Source organism: Micromonospora violae (assembly GCF_004217135.1).
GTDB classification, from domain to species: domain Bacteria; phylum Actinomycetota; class Actinomycetes; order Mycobacteriales; family Micromonosporaceae; genus Micromonospora; species Micromonospora violae.
The window spans coordinates 5,122,357-5,140,714 of sequence record NZ_SHKK01000001.1; the positions used below are offsets into that span (position 1 = coordinate 5,122,357).

The window sequence follows — 18,358 nt, forward strand, 5'->3', positions numbered from 1 at the left end:
CGTCAGCCGCCGACCCGGACGAGTCGGGCGGAGAGGTGCGGGCTGAGCCCGTGCCCCATGGCCGCCATCTCCTGGGCGTAGAGCAACGCGCCCTCGACGATGCCGAAGAGCCGGTGCCCGCCGGTGACCTCCTTGGCGGTCGGAGTCCGGACGACCGCATCGGTGGCGAACTCGACCTGCGTGCCGGTGCGCTTGCCCAGGTGCAGCTCCATCACCCCGGACGGGGTGGTCAGCAGCGCCTCCAGCTCGTCGGTCGCCCGCCCGTCCACCAGCACCGGCCGCCACCAGCCGACCTCACGACCGGCCGGACGGACCGGCTTGCTCTGCTCGTCCAGGATCCAGGCGCGCGACTCGTAGTGCAGGAACGGCCGGCCGTCGTGGCTGATCCGAATCTCCTGCGCGTAGTCGAAGTCCTCGATCGTGGGGAAGCCGCCCTTGCCCCGACCGCGCCACAGGCCGATGTACGGCAGCAGGGCATCCAGCGCGGGGTGCAGCTTCGGCCCGACCCGCAGGTCGTGGCTCTCCTCGAACGGGTACTCCTCGACCGGCGGCGCGTTCAGCCACGGCGGCTGCAGCGGGTTCTCGCTCACTGGGCCACCTTCGTTCGCGACTGCGGGGCTCGCAACCCCGGCTCACTCCTCGCGCTCACTGGGCCACCTTCGTTCGCGACTGCGGGGCTCGCAACCCCGGCTCACTCCTCGCGCTCACCAGCGTCCTCTCGAAATGCGTACGGCAACGTAGACCAGGCCACCGGCGAGCCCGCCCAGGCCAGCGACCAGCAGGCTGACAAACCCGATCTCGGTAACCATCCCGACCATCCTATGCTGGGCCACATGGCCCGCACTCTCGTCGTCAAGGCCACCGCGGGGGCGGACGCCCCGGAGCGGTGCGCGCAGGCATTCACCGTCGCCGCGACGGCGGTCGCGGCCGGGGTGGACGTCTCGCTCTGGCTGACCGGTGAGTCAACCTGGTTCGCGCTGCCCGGTCGTGCCCAGCAGTTCGAGCTGCCGCACTCCGCGCCGCTGGCCGAGTTGCTGCACACCATCCTGACCACCGGTCGGGTGACCGCCTGCACGCAGTGCGCGGCCCGGCGGGGGATCGGCCCGGACGACGTACTCCCCGGGGTGCGGATCGCCGGTGCCGCGGTCTTCGTCGAGGAGGCGGTAGCCGAGGGCGCGCAGGCACTCGTGTACTGACCGCACAACGGCACCGGGTCGATTCGGGCGGAGTGCCGATACCGACCCGACATCTCGGACGGCTGCCTACGATTCGGATGTGACCGAGGCGGCGGAGAAATTCTTCGAGGCACTGCCGTCGCGCGCCCCCGAGGTCCTGGGTGGCCTGGCCGACGGCACGCTCCAAATCGACCTCACCGACGACCACCGGAGCGAACACTGGCTGGTCCGGATGCGGCCCGGTTCGGTGCAGGTCAGCCGTGAACGTGGCCCGGCCGACGCCATCTGGTACAGCAGCGCCGCCCTCTTCGACCGACTGATCACCGGTGAGGCCCAGGGCGTCGCGGCGGTGCTGCGCAACGAGAGCACGTTCAGCGGGAACGTGGTGCTCTTCCTCGCCTTCCGCCGCTTCTTCCCGGACCCGCCCGGCACCCGCGACCCGCGCGAAACCGCCCGTCGGGCAACTGGGCGACTCCGGTGAGACAACTCGTCAGCATTCTGGACGGCAACACCTTCCTGGTCAGCGACCGGCGTGGGGACATCGAGCCGTCCTACGACTTCCCCACCGGGCTGTTCTCCTTCGATACCCGCTTTCTGTCCACCTGGGTGCTCACCCTGGACGGTGAACGGCTGCACGCCCTCTCCGTCGACGATTCCGAGTCGTACCGCACCAAGTTCTTCCTGGCCCCTGGGGAACCCACGCACTATCTGGACGCCAAGGCGTCGGTGATCCGCAGCCGGGAGATCGTGGGTAGCTTCGAGGAGGAGCTGACCGTGCTGAACCACCTCGGCGCGGAGGTCGAGTGCACTCTCCGGATAGAGATGGCGGCCGACTTCGCCGACCTGTTCGAGATCAAGAACGCCCGGCAGAAGCGGGGCCGGACCACCATCACGGTCGGGGAGAACGAGCTGCGGTTGTCCTACCGGCGGGAGGCGTTCCACCGGGAGACGGTGGTCAGCACCACCGAGCCGGCACAGGTCGACGACACCGGGATGACCTTCCGGGTCCGGATAGCCCGCAACGGCACGTGGACCACCCGGCTGCACGTGTCCAGCGTCGTCTTCGGTGCCCGTGGCGAGGACATCCGGGCCACCCTGCCGTACGGCGGCAGCCGCAGCGCGGACGCCATCCGGGCCGAGCAGCAGGAACTGATCGACCGGGCGCCGAAGCTCGGCTGCGACTGCGAACCGCTGGCCGGGGCGTACCGGCGCAGTCTCAACGACCTGGCCGCACTGCGCTACGAGTCGATCGCCCTGGGCGTACGGCTGATCGCGGCGGGTCTGCCCTGGTTCATGACCCTGTTCGGCCGGGACAGCATCATCACCTCGTTGCAGGTGCTGCCGTTCCTGCCGGAGCTGGTCCCGCCGACCATCCTGATGCTCGCCGGACTACAGGGACAGCGGGTGGACGACTTCCGGGACGAGGAACCCGGCAAGATCCTGCACGAGCTGCGGTACGGGGAGACCGCCGGCTTCGAGGAGCAGCCACACTCGCCCTACTACGGGTCGGCCGACTCGACACCCCTGTTCATCATCCTGATCGACGAGTACGAGCGGTGGACCGGCGACGCCGCGCTCGTCCGTCGGCTGGAGTCGCAGGTCCGCAAGGCGTTGGAGTGGATCGACACCTACGGTGACCTGCTCGGCACCGGCTACCTCTGGTACCAGACCCGCAACCCGGAGACCGGTCTGCAGAACCAGTGCTGGAAGGATTCCTGGGACGCCATCTCGTACGCCGACGGCGAGCTGCCGGGCTTTCCCCGGGCCACCTGCGAGTTGCAGGGTTACGCGTACGACGCGAAGATCCGGGCCGCCCGACTGGCCCGGAACTTCTGGAACGATCCGGAGTTCGCCGACGAGTTGGAGCGCCAGGCCGCCGACCTGAAACAGCGGTTCGACCGCGACTTCTGGATCTCCGACCGGGGGCACTACGCGCTCGCGCTGGACGCCGACGGCCGGCAGGTGGACGCGCTGACCTCGAACATCGGGCACCTGCTGTGGAGCGGCATCGTGGACGAGTCGCGCGCCGGCAAGGTGGTCGAGCACCTGCTCGGGCCGCGGCTCTTCTCCGGCTGGGGGGTGCGGACGCTCGCCGCCGACGAGGGACGGTACAACCCGATCGGCTACCACGTGGGAACGGTCTGGCCGTTCGACAATTCGATCATCGCGTGGGGGTTGTGGCGGTACGGCTTCCGGGAGGAGGCCGGGTTGATCTGCGAGCGGATGCTGGCGGCGTCGCGGTACTTCGAGGGGCGGCTGCCGGAGGCGTTCGCCGGCTACGCCCGGGACCTCACCGACTACCCGGTCGAGTACCCGACCGCATGCAGCCCGCAGGCCTGGTCGACCGGCACCCCCCTGCTGCTGTTGCGGGTGATGCTGGGGTTGGAGCCGCAGGGCGAGCACCTGATCATCGACCCGGCTGTGCCACCGGGGATGGGTCGGCTCGAGCTGCTGGACATCCCCGGCCGGTGGGGCACGGTCGACGCGTTGGGCCGCAGCCGTGACCCGGAGGATCAGCCGGGCAACGGTTGACCCGGGCGGGTCGCGCGGCTCAGTCCGGGCAGCCGACGGTGGCGGCCAGTCGGGTGGCGTCCGCGCCGAGCTCGGCCAGCACCGTGACGGCGCCACTGCGGTACGCGTACACCGGGGGTTGGTCCAGCAGGGGGGCATTGCCGGCCAGTGCGGCGAGGGCGGTCGTGGAGGCCGCCGGGCCGGGACCGGTCGCGGACCATGCGGTGCGGGCGAGCCCGCCGCCCGGGCAGGGCGCGATGACCAGCTCCGGCACGGCGTCACCGGGCTGGTGAAGTGCTTGCCGCGCGGCGGTCAGCGCGGCGGTCTCCGGCCCATCAGAGGTGACCAGGGCCGGGATGTAGCCGGTGCCGATCGGCCGGCAGCCCGTGTCGACGACCAGGCGCACCCGGCCGTCGACGGTCGGCCGCCCCTCGACGGCCACGAATTCTCCGGCGTCGGCGCGCAGTTCGGGGCCGTCCACCCCGGGCCCGACCCCGGCCCGCCAGCTCGCCGGCAGCCGATCGGCGATGCCGGCCAGCACGGCCCGCTCGTCGCCGGTGGCCCCGAGCACAACGACCTCGCGTCGCAGCCTCGCCCCGTCGGCGAACGGGGTGACGCGGCAGCCGGACGAGATTCGTGCCGGGCTCAGCTCCAGCAGATTGGCCGCACCGGCCGCGCGCGCCAACTCACCGACCGCCCGGTCGACGACCGGCCCGGCCTGATCGAGGGAACGCTGTTCGCGGACGGTCGGCGGGTCGTTCCGCACCGACAACCAGGTGAGCCCGGCCAGCAACACGGCCCAGGCCACGGTCACGGCCAGCAGCCACCGTCGCCGCGGCCGGGTCGGTGCCGGCGCGGCGGCTCCGGTCGAAGAGGCCGAACCCGTCTGGACAGCACCGCTCACCCGGCCATGGTGTCACGCGCCCGCCGGCGGGCCGGCGGCGGAGGCGGTCGGCGGGGCGGGGCGAACCGCGGGTCAGCGGCCGTTGCGCCGAGGCGGCGGGTCGAGTCGATAGCCGATCCCTCGTACGGTGTGCACCTGCGGCCCGCCGGGCAGGCCCCGCAGCCTGCGGCGGAGCCGTTTGACTGTGGTCCGCAACGCGGCGATGTCCACGGCCTCGGGGGCGGCGGCGCAGAGCTGTTCGTAGCTGCGCACCACCAGTGGTGGGCTGATGAGCAGGGCGAGCAGTTCCCGTTCGGTGGGGGTCAGCGGGAGCGGGTCGCCGCGCCAGGTGACCCGGTGTCCGGTCCGGTCGACGACCAGCTCACCCCACTCGACCGGGCCCTGCGCCCCGGCGTGCGGACGGCCGGAGGGATCGGCCGGCGCCCGGCCGGTCGGCGACGACAGCAGCTCGCGCAGCTCGGCCAGGTCGGCGCAGCTGAGCACCGGGGTGAGCCCGTCGAGTTGGCTCAGTACCCGCTCCCGCATCGACGCGTTCGCGCCGACGCAGAGGACGATGGGGACCACTTCGTCGGACCCGCCACTTTCATCCCTGAATTCCACCCGTAGATAGTGACGCATGCCGATGGATTTCGGCACCCGTCGCGGCGCGTCGGCGGGCGGGGAAACGACCGGGGCCAGCCACCCGGCAGGGTGACCGGCCCCGGTCGATCAGAGCGGTGGGTCAGGCGACGGTGACAGCAACCTCGTTGACACCTCGGCCGGCCGTGACCGCGGTGTCGCCGTTGCCGTGCCGGGACAGCGCCCGCAGCGTCCACGAGCCCGGCGCGGCGAAGAACCGGAACTGCCCGGCGGCCGAGGTGACCACCTCGGCGGTGAACTCACCGGTCGAGTCGAGCAGCCGGACGTACGCGCCCGGCACCGGCTCGGCCTCGGCGGAGCGGACGATGCCGGTGATGACGGTTTCCTTCTCCAGATCCAGGCTGGCCGGCAGCGGCGCGGCCTGGTCGGGTGCGGCACAACCCGCAGCGATGGGAAGTGTCATGATCACGCCTCCCCCGGTTCGTCGCCGAGCGCGACCGGCACACCGACCAGCGAGCCGTACTCGGTCCACGAGCCGTCGTAGTTCTTGACGTTGCGGTGGCCCAGCAGCTCCTGGAGCACGAACCAGGTGTGCGACGAGCGCTCACCGATCCGGCAGTAGGCGATGGTCTCCTTGCTGTCGTCGAGCCCCGCGTCGCCGTAGATCTTGCGCAGGTCGTCGTCGGACCGGAAGGTGCCGTCCTCGTTGGCCGCCTTGGACCACGGCACGCTGATCGCGGTGGGGATGTGGCCGGCCCGCTGCGCCTGCTCCTGCGGCAGGTGGGCGGGGGCGAGCAGGCGACCGGCGAACTCGTCGGGGCTGCGCACGTCGACCAGGTTCTTGGTGCCGATCGCGGCGACGACCTCGTCCCGGAAGGCCCGGATGGAGGTGTCCGGCTCCTGCGCGACGTACTGCGTCGCCGGGCGGGACACCGCGTCGGTGACGAGCGGACGGGCGTCCAGCTCCCACTTCTTGCGGCCGCCGTCGAGCAGCTTCACGTCGCGGTGACCGTAGAGCTTGAAGTACCAGTAGGCGTACGCGGCGAACCAGTTGTTGTTGCCGCCGTACAGGATGACGGTGTCGTCGTTGCTGATGCCCCGCTCGGAGAGCAGCGCCTCGAACTGCGTCTTGTTGACGAAGTCCCGGCGGACCTGGTCCTGAAGGTCGGTCTTCCAGTCAATCTTGATGGCACCGGCGATGTGGCCGGTGTCGTAGGCCGAGGTGTCCTCGTCGACCTCGACGAAGACGACGCCCGGGGCGTCGAGGTTCTTCTCGGCCCACTCGGCCGAAACGAGTGCGGTGTCGCGACTCATCGAATCACTCCCTGGTGAGGATGGATGGTGAGCCAACGCGCGTGAATCGATGGGTATCTCTGTCGCACCACGCGCGGGACCCAGCGGAAGGACGGGATCACGGGTTCGTGCGACGGCGCCGCTGCCGGGCGTTCGGTGGGATAACCGGAGGGTGCGAGAACCCTGTGCCGGTGGCCGCCGTCAGGCGGCCGGAGACAGCCCCGCCGTCAGATGACGGGGCGACACAGGCAGGTGGCCACGCGGCACAGGTCGACCGCGCGCCGTTTGGTGAGGTGGGTCCCCATGGGCACGGAGCCTACCAGCCAGTGACCGTGCTGCCACTCAGCCGACCACCATCCGGGAATCGCCAGGGCCGCCGGGGATGTCGGCGTCCCACCGCGCCTGCGGAGTCAGCCAACGGAGTTGATCGGCACGTTCTTCGCGTCGGCGGTGACCGCCAGCCCTTCCGGCAGTGGACGGACCTCCCGGACCGCGAGCTGGAACGGCAACTCCGGGAGGGGCACGTCGATGGAGATGCTCTTGGCGTAGTTGCTCAGGAAGGCGCGGGCCAGCGGCAGGTTCGGCAGACCCGCGGCGTCCAGGTCGTTGAAGCGTAGGGCGACCGCGCCGTTGTCGGCGACGGTGACGTCGGCGGTGCCGCTGATGGTGAGCTTCTGACCGAGGATGTCCGCCGGGGCCGTGACGGTGAGCTTGCCGTTCTGCTCGCCGAGCGTCAGCCCCGGGCGGTTCAGCAGCGCGGCCAGGCTCTCGTAGCTGATCGTGCCGGCGCCGTTGACGGTGTCCGCCACGACGTCACCCTGCCCGCTGCGCAGCGTGTCCAGTGAGGCCCGCACGTTGCGGGCGGTCACGTCGAGCACCGGCAGCCGGACGGCGTCGCCCGCGACCGAGGCCTGCACGTCCCGCAGGTTGATGGTGATCCGCTGGTAACGGCCATCCAGCACCTGGGTGAGGAACGGAGTTCCGCCCACCTCCACATCAGGCGCGGCGGACTGCGCACCCTGCTTGGTGATTTCCTGATGCACGCGGTCGGCGATCATCCGCTCGGCGACCCCGACCGCCACCCGATCGGCGACCACCAGCAACCCCGCCAGCAGCAGGAGCAGAACGAACAGCCCGATGAGCAGCTTGCGGCCACGCCGCCGGGGTCGCGCCTCGTGCACCGGATAGTCCTGCGCCACGCCGCCTCCTGTCTCCGCCCGCCGCACCGCGACGGGTCGTTCGTACCGACGCCGCAGGGCGGCGACTCTGTAGGTACCCGACCGGCTCCGCGCTCAACCGTGGCGTCAGAGGAAGAGCATGCACATGGCGTACGCGGCGGGTGCCGCCAGGGCGAATCCGCCGAGCGGACCCTGCATGTGCCGGGCCACCCACATGGTGGGCGGTTCACCGGCCATCAGCCGGCCCGCCTCCGCGTACCCCACGGCGAGGTCGGCGAGGACGGCGGTGACCGCCGCGACCAGGCCGATCACGGCGGCCCGGGTCGGCGTGAAGGGCGCCACCAGGTAGCTGCCGAGCAGGGCGCTGGTCAGCGTGCCGACCATCGCGCCACCCACCACGCCGGCGGCGCCCCGGGGCACCTGCGGGGCGAGCCGGGGCCAGGGCAGCACGGCGTCGGTGAGTCGGGCGACGGTGAGCGCGACACCGCTCGCGGTCAGGCAGACGGTGATCGCCTGGGTGCCGGCCGGAATCCGGCTGAGCACGATCAGGGTGCCGAAGGCCACCACCCCGACGACGATCAGCAGCGTGGCGCCGAGGGAATCGGTGACCCGAACCCGGTCGACCCGGCGAACCAGCTGGCCGAGCACGGCGGCGAGGAACCCGCCGGCGGCCAGGTAACCCAGCGGCGCCAGGCCGGCGACGTCGGTCTGCACCGCGGCGATGTCGACCAGCGCCGCGACGGCGGCGCTGATCCCGGCGACCACCAGCAACGCGGGCGGACGCATGGCCATCGTCCAGGCGAGCACGAACAGCAGTTGGACGCCGAAGATGATGAAGGCGAACGGCAGCCGGTGACCGGGGCCGGACGTCTGCGCGGCGAGCACCAGACCGACGCCGAGCAGCGCGGCGAAGCCGGCGATGGTCAGCGCCAGCTGGCGGTGCACCTCGACCGGGGCGATGACCTCCTCGTCCGGCTCGTCGATCTCGTCTTCGGATCGGCGGGCCGGTTCGCCGGCGCGACGGGCCCGGCGAGGCCCGCCCCGTTCGCGGCGATCGCCATCGACGGTGGCCGGACCGGTACGCGGCGCGGGCGGTTGGCCGCGCGTCGGTGCGGCGGCCGGACCCGGCTGGGGCCCGCTGGGCCACGATTCGCGGCCGGCCTCGGGCGAGGTGGAGGGAAACACGACCCGATCGTGCCAGACCGACCGCCCGACGCGGTGGTCAAGGGTTTCAGCGACGTTAAAAACCATGCCACGATCAGGGGCAAGATAGACAAACGGGAAATGGCCTGACGGCGCGGCCGAGGCGATCGGTTACGCTCAACGCGTTACCCGCCCCGTCAGCGACGCCGGGACCACGCAATTTCTCAGCGCACTCCTCGATGAGTGCGACTGGTCGCGTGCGGCCTCACGCCGCCGGGACGGAGGTGATCGTGGAGATCCTGCTGCTGGTGACCGCGCGCGCAGGGGAACCGTCGGCTGTGCTGCCGGCACTCGACCTGCTGCCGCACTCGGTCCGCACCGCGCCGCGCGACGTTCGCACCCTCGTCGCGGGCCCCAGCCCGGACGCGGTGATGGTGGACGCCCGATCGGAGTTGAGCGAGGCCCGGGCGACCTGTCGGATGTTGCACGCCACCGGGCTCGGCGTGCCGCTGGTCGCGGTGGTGACCGAGGCCGGGCTGATCGCGCTCAACGCCGACTGGGGCGTCGACGACGTCATCCTCGCCTCAGCCGGCCCCGCCGAGGTCGAGGCCCGGCTGCGGCTGGCGGTGGGCCGGCTCAGCAACGCGACCGCCGGTGCGGGTGGCTCGATCCGGGCTGGCGAGCTGACCATCGACCCGGACACGTACGCGGCCAAACTGAAGGGCCGTCCGCTCGACCTCACCTACAAGGAGTTCGAGCTGCTGAAGTTCCTGGCCCAGCACCCGGGTCGGGTGTTCACCCGCGACCAGCTCCTGCGCGAGGTCTGGGGCTACGACTACTTCGGCGGCACCCGCACGGTGGACGTGCACGTCCGGCGACTGCGCGCCAAGCTCGGCTCGGAGTACGAGTCGATGATCGGCACGGTCCGCCAGGTCGGCTACAAGTTCGTCGTACCGCCGTCGCGGTCGCTTTCCGAGGCGGAGCACGCGCCGCTGCCGGTCTGATCCGCCCATCGCTCCGAGCGATTTCCCATATGCCCTTTTTGCGCAGCTTGGCGGCTCTATTCTGACTGCCGGGTTTGTCGGAGAAAGGGGCGACGGTGCGCGCACTGCACACGGGGGCGACGGGCCGGCGTGACCGGCGAGCCGGGCGGACGTCGTGACGCGGGTCAGTTCCACCGCGCGGGCCGCGGGGATCGTGACACTGGTGGTGGTGGGGCTGCTCGGCTCGGCGTACGTGCTGGGCCGCAGCCTCATCCCCGACCAGCAGCCTCGGGACACCCCCGGTGTCACCACGAACGCCGACGGGCCGCACTACGCCGACCAACCGAGCCTTGCCGAGCCGGGCGGCACCCCGAGTGCCAGCAGCAACGCCGGCCCGGTCGAGACCGGCCAGGACGGGTCCGGGCGGGACGCCGGGGGCGACAAGCTGTTCGGCGCGCACGCCACCACCGGCACCCCGCGGCTCGCGCTGACCTTCGACGACGGACCGGACCCGCGTTACACCCCGCAGGTCCTCGCCCTCCTGAACGAGTACGACGTACGAGCCACCTTCTGCGTGGTCGGCGAGAACGCGCAGAACCATCCCGACCTGATCCAGTCGATCGTGGATGCCGGGCACACCCTCTGCAACCACTCCTGGCATCACGACGTCGGCCTGGGCACCCGATCGGCCGACGCAATCCGCTCCGACCTGCTGCGCACCAACGCGGCGATCCGGGCGGCGGTGCCGAACGCCCCGATCGTCTGGTACCGCCAGCCGGGTGGGGCCTGGACGTACCCGGTGGTGTCGGTGGCGCGGCAGCTCGGCATGACCCCGCTGCACTGGTCGGTGGATCCGTCGGACTGGGATGTGCCCGGCGCCGGCAAGATCACCGCGACGGTGTTGGACCAGGCGGAACCGGGCTCGGTGGTGCTGCTGCACGACGCGGGTGGGAACCGACAGGGCACGGTGGAGGCGCTGCGCCGGATCCTGCCCGACCTGACCGCCCGGTTCGAGCTGGAGGCACTCCCCACCGACCCGACGTGAGCGGCTTTACGGTGACGATCCCGGCGTCCCGACACGCAGCGGATACGGTGGCGGAATGAGCAGCGCGGAGCCGACCAGCGACCAGGTGACCCGGAGCGACCGACTGGCGTCGGCGGAGATCGCCGACGTACTGGCCCTGGCCAGCGCCGCGGGTGACACGGACGGCGCCGACCCGCTCGACGAACACGTCCTGCTCCGGCTCCGCGACCCCGACGCCCCCGCCGTGCACCTGATGGCCCGCTCCGACGATGGCACCCTCACCGGGTACGCGCACCTGGACACCACCGACCCGGTCGGCGGAATCGGAGTCGAGCTGGTGGTGCACCCCGGGTACCGACGACGGGGCACTGGGCGGGCGCTCGCCCGGGGCGTACTCGCCTCGGCCACCGGGCCGCTGCGGGCGTGGGCGCACGGCGACCACCCCTCGGCCGCCGCGCTCGCCGTCGACCTCGGCTTCACCCGCGCCCGGGTGCTCTGGCAGTTGCGCCGGCCGTTGGCTGCCCCGCTGGGCGAGCCGCGCCTGCCCGACGGGGTGGCGCTGCGCGCGTTCCGGCCCGGGGCGGACGACGCGGCCTGGCTGGCCCTCAACGCCCGGGCCTTCGCCGAGCACCCCGAACAGGGTCGGTGGACGTCGGACGACCTGCGGGTCCGTCTCGCCGAGCCGTGGTTCGACCCGGCGGGGTTCCTGCTCGCCGAGGAGACCGCGACCGGCCGGCTGCTCGGTTTCCACTGGACCAAGGTGCACGAGCGGCCGGGGTCGGCCCGGATCGGCGAGGTGTACGTCCTGGGGGTGGAGCCGACCGCGCACGGTGGCGGGCTCGGGCGGGCCCTGACCACCGCTGGACTGGCACATCTACGGGACAAGCGCGGTCTGGACCGGGTGATGCTCTACGTGGACGACTCGAACACCGGGGCGGTCGCGCTCTACGAGCGGCTGGGCTTCGCCCGCTGGTCCGCGCACATCAACTACCACCTGGGTTGACCGTCGGCCGGCGACCGCCGCCCTGACCGGGTCACCGGTGGGTAACGGCCGAGCGTCGGCGACATAACGGCAGACCGGAAATATGCCCATAGTTCCGACAGGTGTATCCGGGTTCACTTAACGGACAACTCACCCTCAGCGAGCGGTCACCTGAGCGGCCGTACGTGTTCACCTTGCGTTCACTTGCGACCGGCGAACCGGCTACCTGGCACTTCTAACTTTCGTGTCAGCCGGTCAGTGCCGGTCCTCGGGCCCCGGGATCGGGGCGCCAAGTCAGACGCGAAGGGAAACCCCTCAGGTGAAGCTCCAGCGGTACGGCGCGATTGCCGGCCTCGCCCTTGCTGCGACGCTCGGTCTCAGCGCATGCGGCTCGGACAACAACGAGCCCGCCTCCGGCGCCAGCGCTTCGGGCTCGGCCGCCGCGGTCGACTGCGCTACCGGCACGCTGAACGCCCAGGGCTCGTCGGCGCAGAAGAACGCCATGGCCGAGTGGATCAAGGCGTACCAGCAGAAGTGCCAGGGTGTAACGATCAACTACGAGCCCAGCGGCTCGGGCGCCGGCATCCAGGCGTTCATCGCCGGGACCGCCGACTTCGCCGGCTCCGACTCCGCGCTCAAGCCGGAGGAGCAGCCGCAGGCCGACGCCAAGTGCGTCGGCGGCAAGGCCATCCACCTGCCGATGGTGATCGGCCCGGTGGCCGTCGCCTACAACGTCAGCGGCGTGGACAACCTCCAGCTCAAGCCGGCCACCCTGGCGAAGATCTTCGCCGGCACGGTCACCAAGTGGGACGACGCCGCGATCAAGGCCGACAACCCGGACGCCAAGCTCCCGGCGACCACCATCCAGACCGTCCACCGCTCGGACGAGTCGGGCACCACCGACAACTTCACCAACTTCCTCTCCAAGACCGCCGAGGCGGACTGGACCTTCGGCAAGGCCAAGGCGTGGAAGGCCCCGGGCGGCACCGGCGCCAAGGGTTCGGACGGCGTGGCCAGCCGGGTCAAGGGTGCCGACGGCTCCATCGGCTACATGGAGTGGTCGTTCGCCGAGAACGCCGGCCTGAAGATGTCCAAGATCGGTAACGGTGCGGGCGAGTTCGCCGCGCTGACCGCCGAGGCGGCCGGCAAGACCATCGCCGGTGCCAAGGTCGAGGGCCAGGGCGACGACCTCAAGCTGTCGATCGACTACAACACCAAGGAGGCCGGGGCCTACCCGATCGTCCTGGCGACGTACGAGATCGTCTGCAGCAAGGGCCTCGCCGCCGACAAGCTGCCGCTGGTCAAGGGTCTGCTGGGCTACGCCGCCAGCACCGAGGGCCAGGCTGCCATGACCGAGCTGGGCTACGCCCCGCTGCCGGAGAGCGTCCGCACCAAGGTCGAGGCCGCAGTCAAGAACATCTCCTGACCGACACCACTCCGCAATCGAATCGAGCGAGCAGATGGGTGAAACCCCCCACCGCTCGGCCGACGCCGGCACCGGCGGGACGCGCGTGACCCAGAGTCACGAGTGGCCCGCCGGTGCCTCGGCGCGTGTGGCCGAGGCACCAGTCAGCACCCGTACCCCGGGCGGCACCGGGCTGGGCGGCGGCGGCGCGCTGCCGCGCAGCCGTAGGTTCGGCGCCGAGCGGGCCTTCCGCGGTCTCACACTGGCCGCCGGCACCGCCGTTCTGGTCATCATCGCCGCCATCGCGATCTTCCTGGTCGTCAAGGCGGTGCCGGCCCTACGCGCCAACACCGAGAACTTCTGGTCCTACGAGGGCTGGTCGCCCAACGAGACACAGCCGAAGTTCGGCATCGGCGCGCTCGCCTTCGGCACCGTGCTCAGCTCGGCGCTGGCACTGCTCATGGCGGTGCCGGTGGCGCTGGGCATCGCCCTCTACCTCTCGCACTACGCACCCCGCCGGCTGGGCACCACACTCGGCTTCCTGGTCGACCTGCTCGCCGCCGTGCCGAGCGTGGTCTTCGGCCTCTGGGGGCGGGACGTCTTCAGCAGCCCGGTCCGGGACTTCTCCGTCTGGCTGAACCAGCACTTCGGCTGGATCCCGCTCTTCGGCGGCGACGGCCCCTTCGGAGCGTCCGTCATGCTGGGCGCCCTGGTGCTCGCCATCATGGTGCTGCCGATCATCACCTCGCTCTCCCGCGAGGTGTTCCTCCAGACGCCCACCGCGAACGAGGAGGCCGCCCTCGCCCTGGGCGCCACCCGCTGGGAGATGCTCCGCACCGCGGTGCTCCCCTACGGCCGCCCCGGCATCATCGCCGCGATGATGCTCGGCCTCGGCCGGGCGCTCGGTGAGACCATCGCCCTGGCACTGACCCTCGGCATCACCTTCGGCATCTCGTTCAACCTGATCCAGAACGGCGGCAACACCATCGCCGCCAACATCGCCAACGCGTTCGGCGAGGCGAACGCGACCGGCCGGGGCGCTCTGATCGCCTCCGGCCTGGTGCTGTTCGCCATCACGCTGATCGTCAACATCACTGCGCGGGCCATCATCTACCGCCGCCGGGAGTTCACGGAGTCGGCCGCATGACCACAACCGCCACCTCCCACCGCACCCGGCCGCCGGCCCAGCCCGACTCGCTGCGGGCCAAGCGGCTGCCCTGGTACGCCGCCCCGGCCATCGCCGTGGCGGCCCTGGCGCTCTCCGCCGTGATCGTCTACGGCGCCGGCGTCGGCGGCCCGGTCCTGGTCGTCGTCCTCGGTGCGATCCTCTACCTGGTCGGGCTCTTCGCCGCCGCGAACGCGGTCGAGGGGCGCCGCTCGGCCCGCAACCGCACCTGGAGCGCGCTGATCCACTCCGCCTTCGTGCTGGCGGTGCTGCCGCTCGTCTCGGTGGTCTGGACGCTGGTCAGCAAGGGCGCCAGCCGCCTCGACGGCAACTTCTTCCAGACCTCGATGAACAACATCGGGGCCCGGGACGCCAACGGCGGCGCGTACCACGCGATCGTCGGCACGCTGGAGCAGGTCGGTATCGCCACCCTGATCACCGTCCCGCTCGGCGTCCTCTGCGCGATCTACATCGTCGAGTACGGGCGGGGCAAGTTCGCCTTCGTGATCCGGTTCTTCGTGGACGTGATGACCGGCATCCCGTCGATCGTCTCCGGCCTCTTCGTGCTGGCGTTCTGGGTGCTGATCGTGTCGCCGTGGTTCAACGACGGCCGGCCCAGCTTCTCCGGCTTCGCCGCCGCGCTCGCGCTGAGCGTGCTCATGCTCCCCACCATCGTCCGGTCCACGGAGGAGATGCTCCGCCTCGTCCCGGCGCCACTGCGCGAGGGCGCGTACGCGCTCGGCGTACCCAAGTGGAAGACGATCCTGCGGGTGGTGCTGCCGACGGCGCTGCCCGGCATCGTCACCGGCGTCATGCTCGCCATCGCCCGCGCGGCCGGTGAGACCGCGCCGGTGCTGCTGGTCGCCGGCGGTGGCGCCGCGATCAACACCAACCCCTTCGAGAACAACCAGTCGTCGCTGTCCCTCTTCGTCTACCAGCAGGCCGGCGACGCGTCGAAGTACGCCCCGGCACGGGCGTGGACCGCGGCACTCACCCTGGTCGCCCTCGTGCTCATCCTGACGATCGCGGCGAAGCTGCTGGCCCGTCGCAACCGGCTCAGCCGATGAACCCCGGAGGTACCACCATGGCCAAGCGCGTCTCCGCCTCGAACGTCACCGCGTACTACGGCGGCTTCAAGGCGATCGAGAACATCAACCTGACTGTCGAACCGAAGACGGTCACCGCTCTCATCGGGCCGTCCGGCTGCGGCAAGTCGACGTTCCTGCGGTCGATCAACCGGATGCACGAGGTGCTGCCGGGAGCCCGGGTCGAGGGCAGCCTGACCATCGACGACCAGGACATCTACGACCGGGACGTGGACGTCACCGCGGTCCGGCGCACGATCGGCATGGTCTTCCAGCGACCGAACCCGTTCCCCACCATGAGCATCTTCGAGAACGTGGTGGCCGGGCTGAAGCTCAACGGGGTCCGCAAGAAGTCGATCCTGGAGGACGCGGCCGAGAAGGCCCTGCGCGCCGCGAACCTGTGGGGCGAGGTCAAGGACCGGCTCGGCAAGCCCGGCGCGGGCCTCTCCGGCGGTCAGCAGCAGCGGCTCTGCATCGCCCGGACCATCGCGGTCGAGCCGCAGGTAGTCCTGATGGACGAGCCGTGCTCCGCCCTGGACCCGATCTCCACGCTGGCGATCGAGGACCTGATGTTCCAGCTCAAGGACAAGTTCACGATCATCATCGTGACGCACAACATGCAGCAGGCCGCACGGGTGTCGGACCGGACCGCCTTCTTCTCGATCGAGAAGACCGGCGACCCGGGCCGGCTGATCGAGTACGACAACACCCAGAAGATTTTCAGCAACCCGAGCGTGAAGAAGACCGAGGACTACATCACCGGCCGCTTCGGCTGAGCCGACCACGACCGGTCACCGGCGCCCCGCCCTCCCGGCGTGGGCGCCGGTGTCATTTCCGGTGTCAACCCCGTGCCGGGGGCGCGGGGAGGGGGAGGCGCTCGGGCTCAGGTCAGGACGAAGCGGGGTTGGCCGTTTGGGGGCAGGTCCAGGCGTGGGGTGACCGGGGTGGCGGCGTCCCGATGAGCCGCCGCGCGCGCCACCCCGGCCAGGTCGCCGGCCGCCGCCACCTGGGCCAGCGTGACCAGGGTCGGTGGGAGCATCGTCAGCTCGCCGGCCTGGGCCCGGGCCAGGGCGTCCGCCGGCCGGATCCACAGGGTGTGGTCGGCCTCGCCGGAGACGTCGCGGGTCCGCTGCCCCGCCGGCAACAGGGCGATGAAGAAGTACGTGTCGAAGCGGCGCGGCTCGAACTCGGGAGTGATCCACCGGCTCCACGGCAGCAGCAGATCCGATCGAAGCGTGAGCTGACGGTCGGCGAGCAGCGCCGCGAAGCCCAACCGACGCCCCTCCAGGTCCTGCCGCGCCGCCTCCCAGGCGTCGCCGCTGACGTCGCCCACCACGGTCTCCCGGTCCGGGCCGGCGAGCAGCACACCGGCCTCCTCGAAGACCTCCCGGGCGGCGGCGCAGACCACCGCCTGCGCGGCCTGCGGGGCCACCCCGAGCCGGTCCGCCCACTCGCCCGGCGGCGGGCCGGCCCAGTCGAGGTGGGCCGCCGAGTCGGAGCGGTCCACCCCGCCGCCGGGGAAGGCGTACATCCCGCCGAAGGTCATGGCGGCGACCCGGCGGATGACGTACACCTCGAAGTCGGCGTCGGTCGGACGCAGCAGCAGCACGGTGGCCGCGACCCGGGGGGTGGCCGGGGTGCCACCCTCGGCCTGGAACCGGCGGGCGTGCTCGACCAGGGCGGCCGGGGCGGCGAAGCCGGCACTGTCGATCGTCATGCTCGCGAGCCTAGTTCCCGCCTGGGGGAACGCCGGCCGCGCGCTGGGCCATGGAGCGGTCGGCGCGGTCGGCGATTCGAGCGTGATGACTCTGAGACATCAATATGCCCCAGAATCATCACGCTCATCAGGGCGCAAGGCCCCACGCGCCGGGCCGGGATGTGGTTGCGCCGCAGGCCGGGCATCGGGCGGTTCACCTGGCTGGGCTAGCGTTCCGGCATGACTCGTTGGGGCATCCTGGCCACCGGCCACATCGCCAGCCGTTTCGCCGAAGATCTCCGGCTGGTGCCGGACGCCGAGCTGGTCGCGGTCGGTTCCCGCGCCGTGGAGAGCGCGCGGCGCTTCGCCGACACGTACGGCGCGAAGCGCGCCTACGGCTCCTGGGTGGAGTTGGCCGCCGACCCGGAGGTGGACGCGATCTACGTGGCGACCCCGCATTCCGCGCACTACGAGGCGGCGATGACCTGCCTCACCGCCGGGCGGGCGGTGCTGTTGGAGAAGCCGTTCACCCTCGACCTGGCCACCAGCACCGAGTTGGTGGAGACCGCCCGCGCCGCCGGGGTCTTCCTGATGGAGGCCATGTGGATGCGGCTGAATCCGATGATCCTGCGGGTGGTTGAGCTGATCGCGGACGGGGCGATCGGCGCGGTGACCGGCGTCCGGGCCGACTTCGGAGTGGCCGGGCCGTTCGCGCCGGAGCACCGGATGCGCAACGCGGCGCTGGGCGGGGGTGCCCTGCTCGACCTGGGGATCTACCCGATCAGCCTGGCTCACCTGCTGCTCGGGGTGCCGCAGCACATCCGGTCCTGGGCACAGCTCGGCCCGGAGGGCACGGACGAGAACACCGGCATCCTGTTCGGTTACGACACCGGCGCCCTGGCCACCCTGAGCTGCGGCATGGTCGGGTTGAGCGGGCAGACCGCCTCGATAACGGGCACCACCGGGCGGATCGACCTGCCGGAGCCGTTCTTCCGGCCGGGTTCGGTGACCCTGCACCGGGCCGGCGCGGAGCCGGAGACCCTCGTCGCCGACGGGGCCGGCAACGGCTACCAGTACGAGGCGATCGAGGTGCAGCGCTGCCTGGCCGCCGGGCTGACCGAGAGCCCGGCGGTGTCGCACGCCACCACCCTTGAGGTGATGGCCCTGCTGGACATGGTCCGCGAGCAGATTGGCGTGCGCTACGTCTGAACAGACGACGGGCCCCCGGCCACGGC

The 18,358-nt window shown here is 71.3% G+C and carries 21 protein-coding genes; 11 read left to right on the plus strand and 10 right to left on the minus strand.

The genetic code is table 11. The features are described 5' to 3' along the window. Window positions 1–2 precede the first annotated feature (2 nt). A complete protein-coding gene (locus EV382_RS22940; RefSeq protein WP_130405031.1) occupies window positions 3–590 on the minus strand; it encodes a heme-binding beta-barrel domain-containing protein in 588 nt (195 codons plus the stop codon). 114 nt (window positions 591–704) lie between these two features. Beyond that, complete coding sequence (mtfM, locus tag EV382_RS33845) at window positions 705–809, minus strand: small membrane protein MtfM (protein WP_279636498.1); 105 nt, start codon at window positions 807–809, stop codon at window positions 705–707. A 12-nt stretch (window positions 810–821) separates the two neighbouring features. On the opposite strand from mtfM, the gene EV382_RS22945 reads away from it, so the two are divergent. The 3 genes from EV382_RS22945 (at window position 822) to EV382_RS22955 (ending at window position 3,707) form a co-directional block, all read left to right on the plus strand. Then, a complete protein-coding gene (locus tag EV382_RS22945; RefSeq protein ID WP_130405033.1) occupies window positions 822–1,196 on the plus strand; it encodes a DsrE family protein in 375 nt (124 codons plus the stop codon). 79 nt (window positions 1,197–1,275) lie between these two features. After that, window positions 1,276–1,656 carry an SCP2 sterol-binding domain-containing protein gene (locus tag EV382_RS22950; protein ID WP_130405035.1) on the plus strand — a complete coding sequence of 127 codons (381 nt, stop codon included), beginning with the start codon at window positions 1,276–1,278 and terminating at the stop codon, window positions 1,654–1,656. Continuing rightward, window positions 1,653–3,707 (plus strand): amylo-alpha-1,6-glucosidase, encoded by a 2,055-nt coding sequence (locus EV382_RS22955; protein WP_130405037.1) that lies wholly within the window; start codon window positions 1,653–1,655, stop codon window positions 3,705–3,707. Before EV382_RS22950 ends, EV382_RS22955 begins: the two co-directional genes overlap by 4 nt. A 19-nt stretch (window positions 3,708–3,726) precedes the next feature. Here EV382_RS22955 and EV382_RS22960 read toward each other — a convergent pair whose 3' ends face one another. From EV382_RS22960 to EV382_RS22985, 7 genes are all read right to left on the minus strand, one after another. Further along, on the minus strand, window positions 3,727–4,590 hold the full coding sequence (locus tag EV382_RS22960) for a hypothetical protein (RefSeq protein WP_130405039.1): 864 nt from the start codon (window positions 4,588–4,590) through the stop codon (window positions 3,727–3,729). A 72-nt stretch (window positions 4,591–4,662) separates the two neighbouring features. Then, the gene (locus EV382_RS22965; protein WP_244236986.1) at window positions 4,663–5,115 is read right to left on the minus strand and encodes a winged helix-turn-helix domain-containing protein; all 453 of its coding nucleotides are present in this window, start codon (window positions 5,113–5,115) and stop codon (window positions 4,663–4,665) included. Window positions 5,116–5,311: 196 nt separating this feature from the next. Continuing rightward, on the minus strand, window positions 5,312–5,632 hold the full coding sequence (locus tag EV382_RS22970; RefSeq protein ID WP_130405043.1) for a DUF1416 domain-containing protein: 321 nt from the start codon (window positions 5,630–5,632) through the stop codon (window positions 5,312–5,314). 2 nt (window positions 5,633–5,634) lie between these two features. Continuing rightward, entirely contained in the window at window positions 5,635–6,483 is an 849-nt protein-coding gene (locus tag EV382_RS22975; protein WP_130405045.1) for a sulfurtransferase, read from the minus strand. Between the two features lie 206 nt (window positions 6,484–6,689). Then, window positions 6,690–6,767 carry an Ms5788A family Cys-rich leader peptide gene (locus EV382_RS33995; protein WP_310503780.1) on the minus strand — a complete coding sequence of 26 codons (78 nt, stop codon included), beginning with the start codon at window positions 6,765–6,767 and terminating at the stop codon, window positions 6,690–6,692. A gap of 105 nt (window positions 6,768–6,872) precedes the next feature. Beyond that, window positions 6,873–7,661 (minus strand): LmeA family phospholipid-binding protein, encoded by a 789-nt coding sequence (locus EV382_RS22980; RefSeq protein ID WP_130405047.1) that lies wholly within the window; start codon window positions 7,659–7,661, stop codon window positions 6,873–6,875. A 105-nt stretch (window positions 7,662–7,766) separates the two neighbouring features. Further along, window positions 7,767–8,825: a hypothetical protein gene (locus EV382_RS22985; RefSeq protein WP_130405049.1), complete on the minus strand. Its 1,059-nt coding sequence runs from the start codon at window positions 8,823–8,825 to the stop codon at window positions 7,767–7,769. Window positions 8,826–9,067: 242 nt separating this feature from the next. On the opposite strand from EV382_RS22985, the gene EV382_RS22990 reads away from it, so the two are divergent. From EV382_RS22990 to pstB, 7 genes are all read left to right on the plus strand, one after another. Continuing rightward, the gene (locus EV382_RS22990; protein ID WP_208758645.1) at window positions 9,068–9,787 is read left to right on the plus strand and encodes a winged helix-turn-helix transcriptional regulator; all 720 of its coding nucleotides are present in this window, start codon (window positions 9,068–9,070) and stop codon (window positions 9,785–9,787) included. Between the two features lie 154 nt (window positions 9,788–9,941). Further along, on the plus strand, window positions 9,942–10,811 hold the full coding sequence (locus tag EV382_RS22995) for a polysaccharide deacetylase family protein (RefSeq protein WP_130405053.1): 870 nt from the start codon (window positions 9,942–9,944) through the stop codon (window positions 10,809–10,811). A gap of 55 nt (window positions 10,812–10,866) precedes the next feature. Continuing rightward, complete coding sequence (mshD, locus tag EV382_RS23000) at window positions 10,867–11,793, plus strand: mycothiol synthase (protein WP_130405055.1); 927 nt, start codon at window positions 10,867–10,869, stop codon at window positions 11,791–11,793. Window positions 11,794–12,091: 298 nt separating this feature from the next. Beyond that, complete coding sequence (gene pstS, locus EV382_RS23005; RefSeq protein WP_130405057.1) at window positions 12,092–13,198, plus strand: phosphate ABC transporter substrate-binding protein PstS; 1,107 nt, start codon at window positions 12,092–12,094, stop codon at window positions 13,196–13,198. Between the two features lie 34 nt (window positions 13,199–13,232). Beyond that, window positions 13,233–14,324 carry a phosphate ABC transporter permease subunit PstC gene (pstC, locus tag EV382_RS23010; protein WP_030327778.1) on the plus strand — a complete coding sequence of 364 codons (1,092 nt, stop codon included), beginning with the start codon at window positions 13,233–13,235 and terminating at the stop codon, window positions 14,322–14,324. Beyond that, window positions 14,321–15,409: a phosphate ABC transporter permease PstA gene (gene pstA / locus EV382_RS23015; RefSeq protein ID WP_130405059.1), complete on the plus strand. Its 1,089-nt coding sequence runs from the start codon at window positions 14,321–14,323 to the stop codon at window positions 15,407–15,409. The genes pstC and pstA overlap by 4 nt, the downstream gene beginning before the upstream one ends. A 17-nt stretch (window positions 15,410–15,426) precedes the next feature. Then, the gene (gene pstB / locus EV382_RS23020; protein ID WP_112584183.1) at window positions 15,427–16,203 is read left to right on the plus strand and encodes a phosphate ABC transporter ATP-binding protein PstB; all 777 of its coding nucleotides are present in this window, start codon (window positions 15,427–15,429) and stop codon (window positions 16,201–16,203) included. A gap of 107 nt (window positions 16,204–16,310) precedes the next feature. Here pstB and EV382_RS23025 read toward each other — a convergent pair whose 3' ends face one another. Then, on the minus strand, window positions 16,311–17,144 hold the full coding sequence (locus tag EV382_RS23025; RefSeq protein WP_130405061.1) for an NUDIX hydrolase: 834 nt from the start codon (window positions 17,142–17,144) through the stop codon (window positions 16,311–16,313). Between the two features lie 219 nt (window positions 17,145–17,363). Here EV382_RS23025 and EV382_RS23030 point away from each other — a divergent pair, with 219 nt between their 5' ends. Next, window positions 17,364–18,332 (plus strand): Gfo/Idh/MocA family protein, encoded by a 969-nt coding sequence (locus tag EV382_RS23030; RefSeq protein ID WP_130405063.1) that lies wholly within the window; start codon window positions 17,364–17,366, stop codon window positions 18,330–18,332. Window positions 18,333–18,358: the final 26 nt, after the last annotated feature.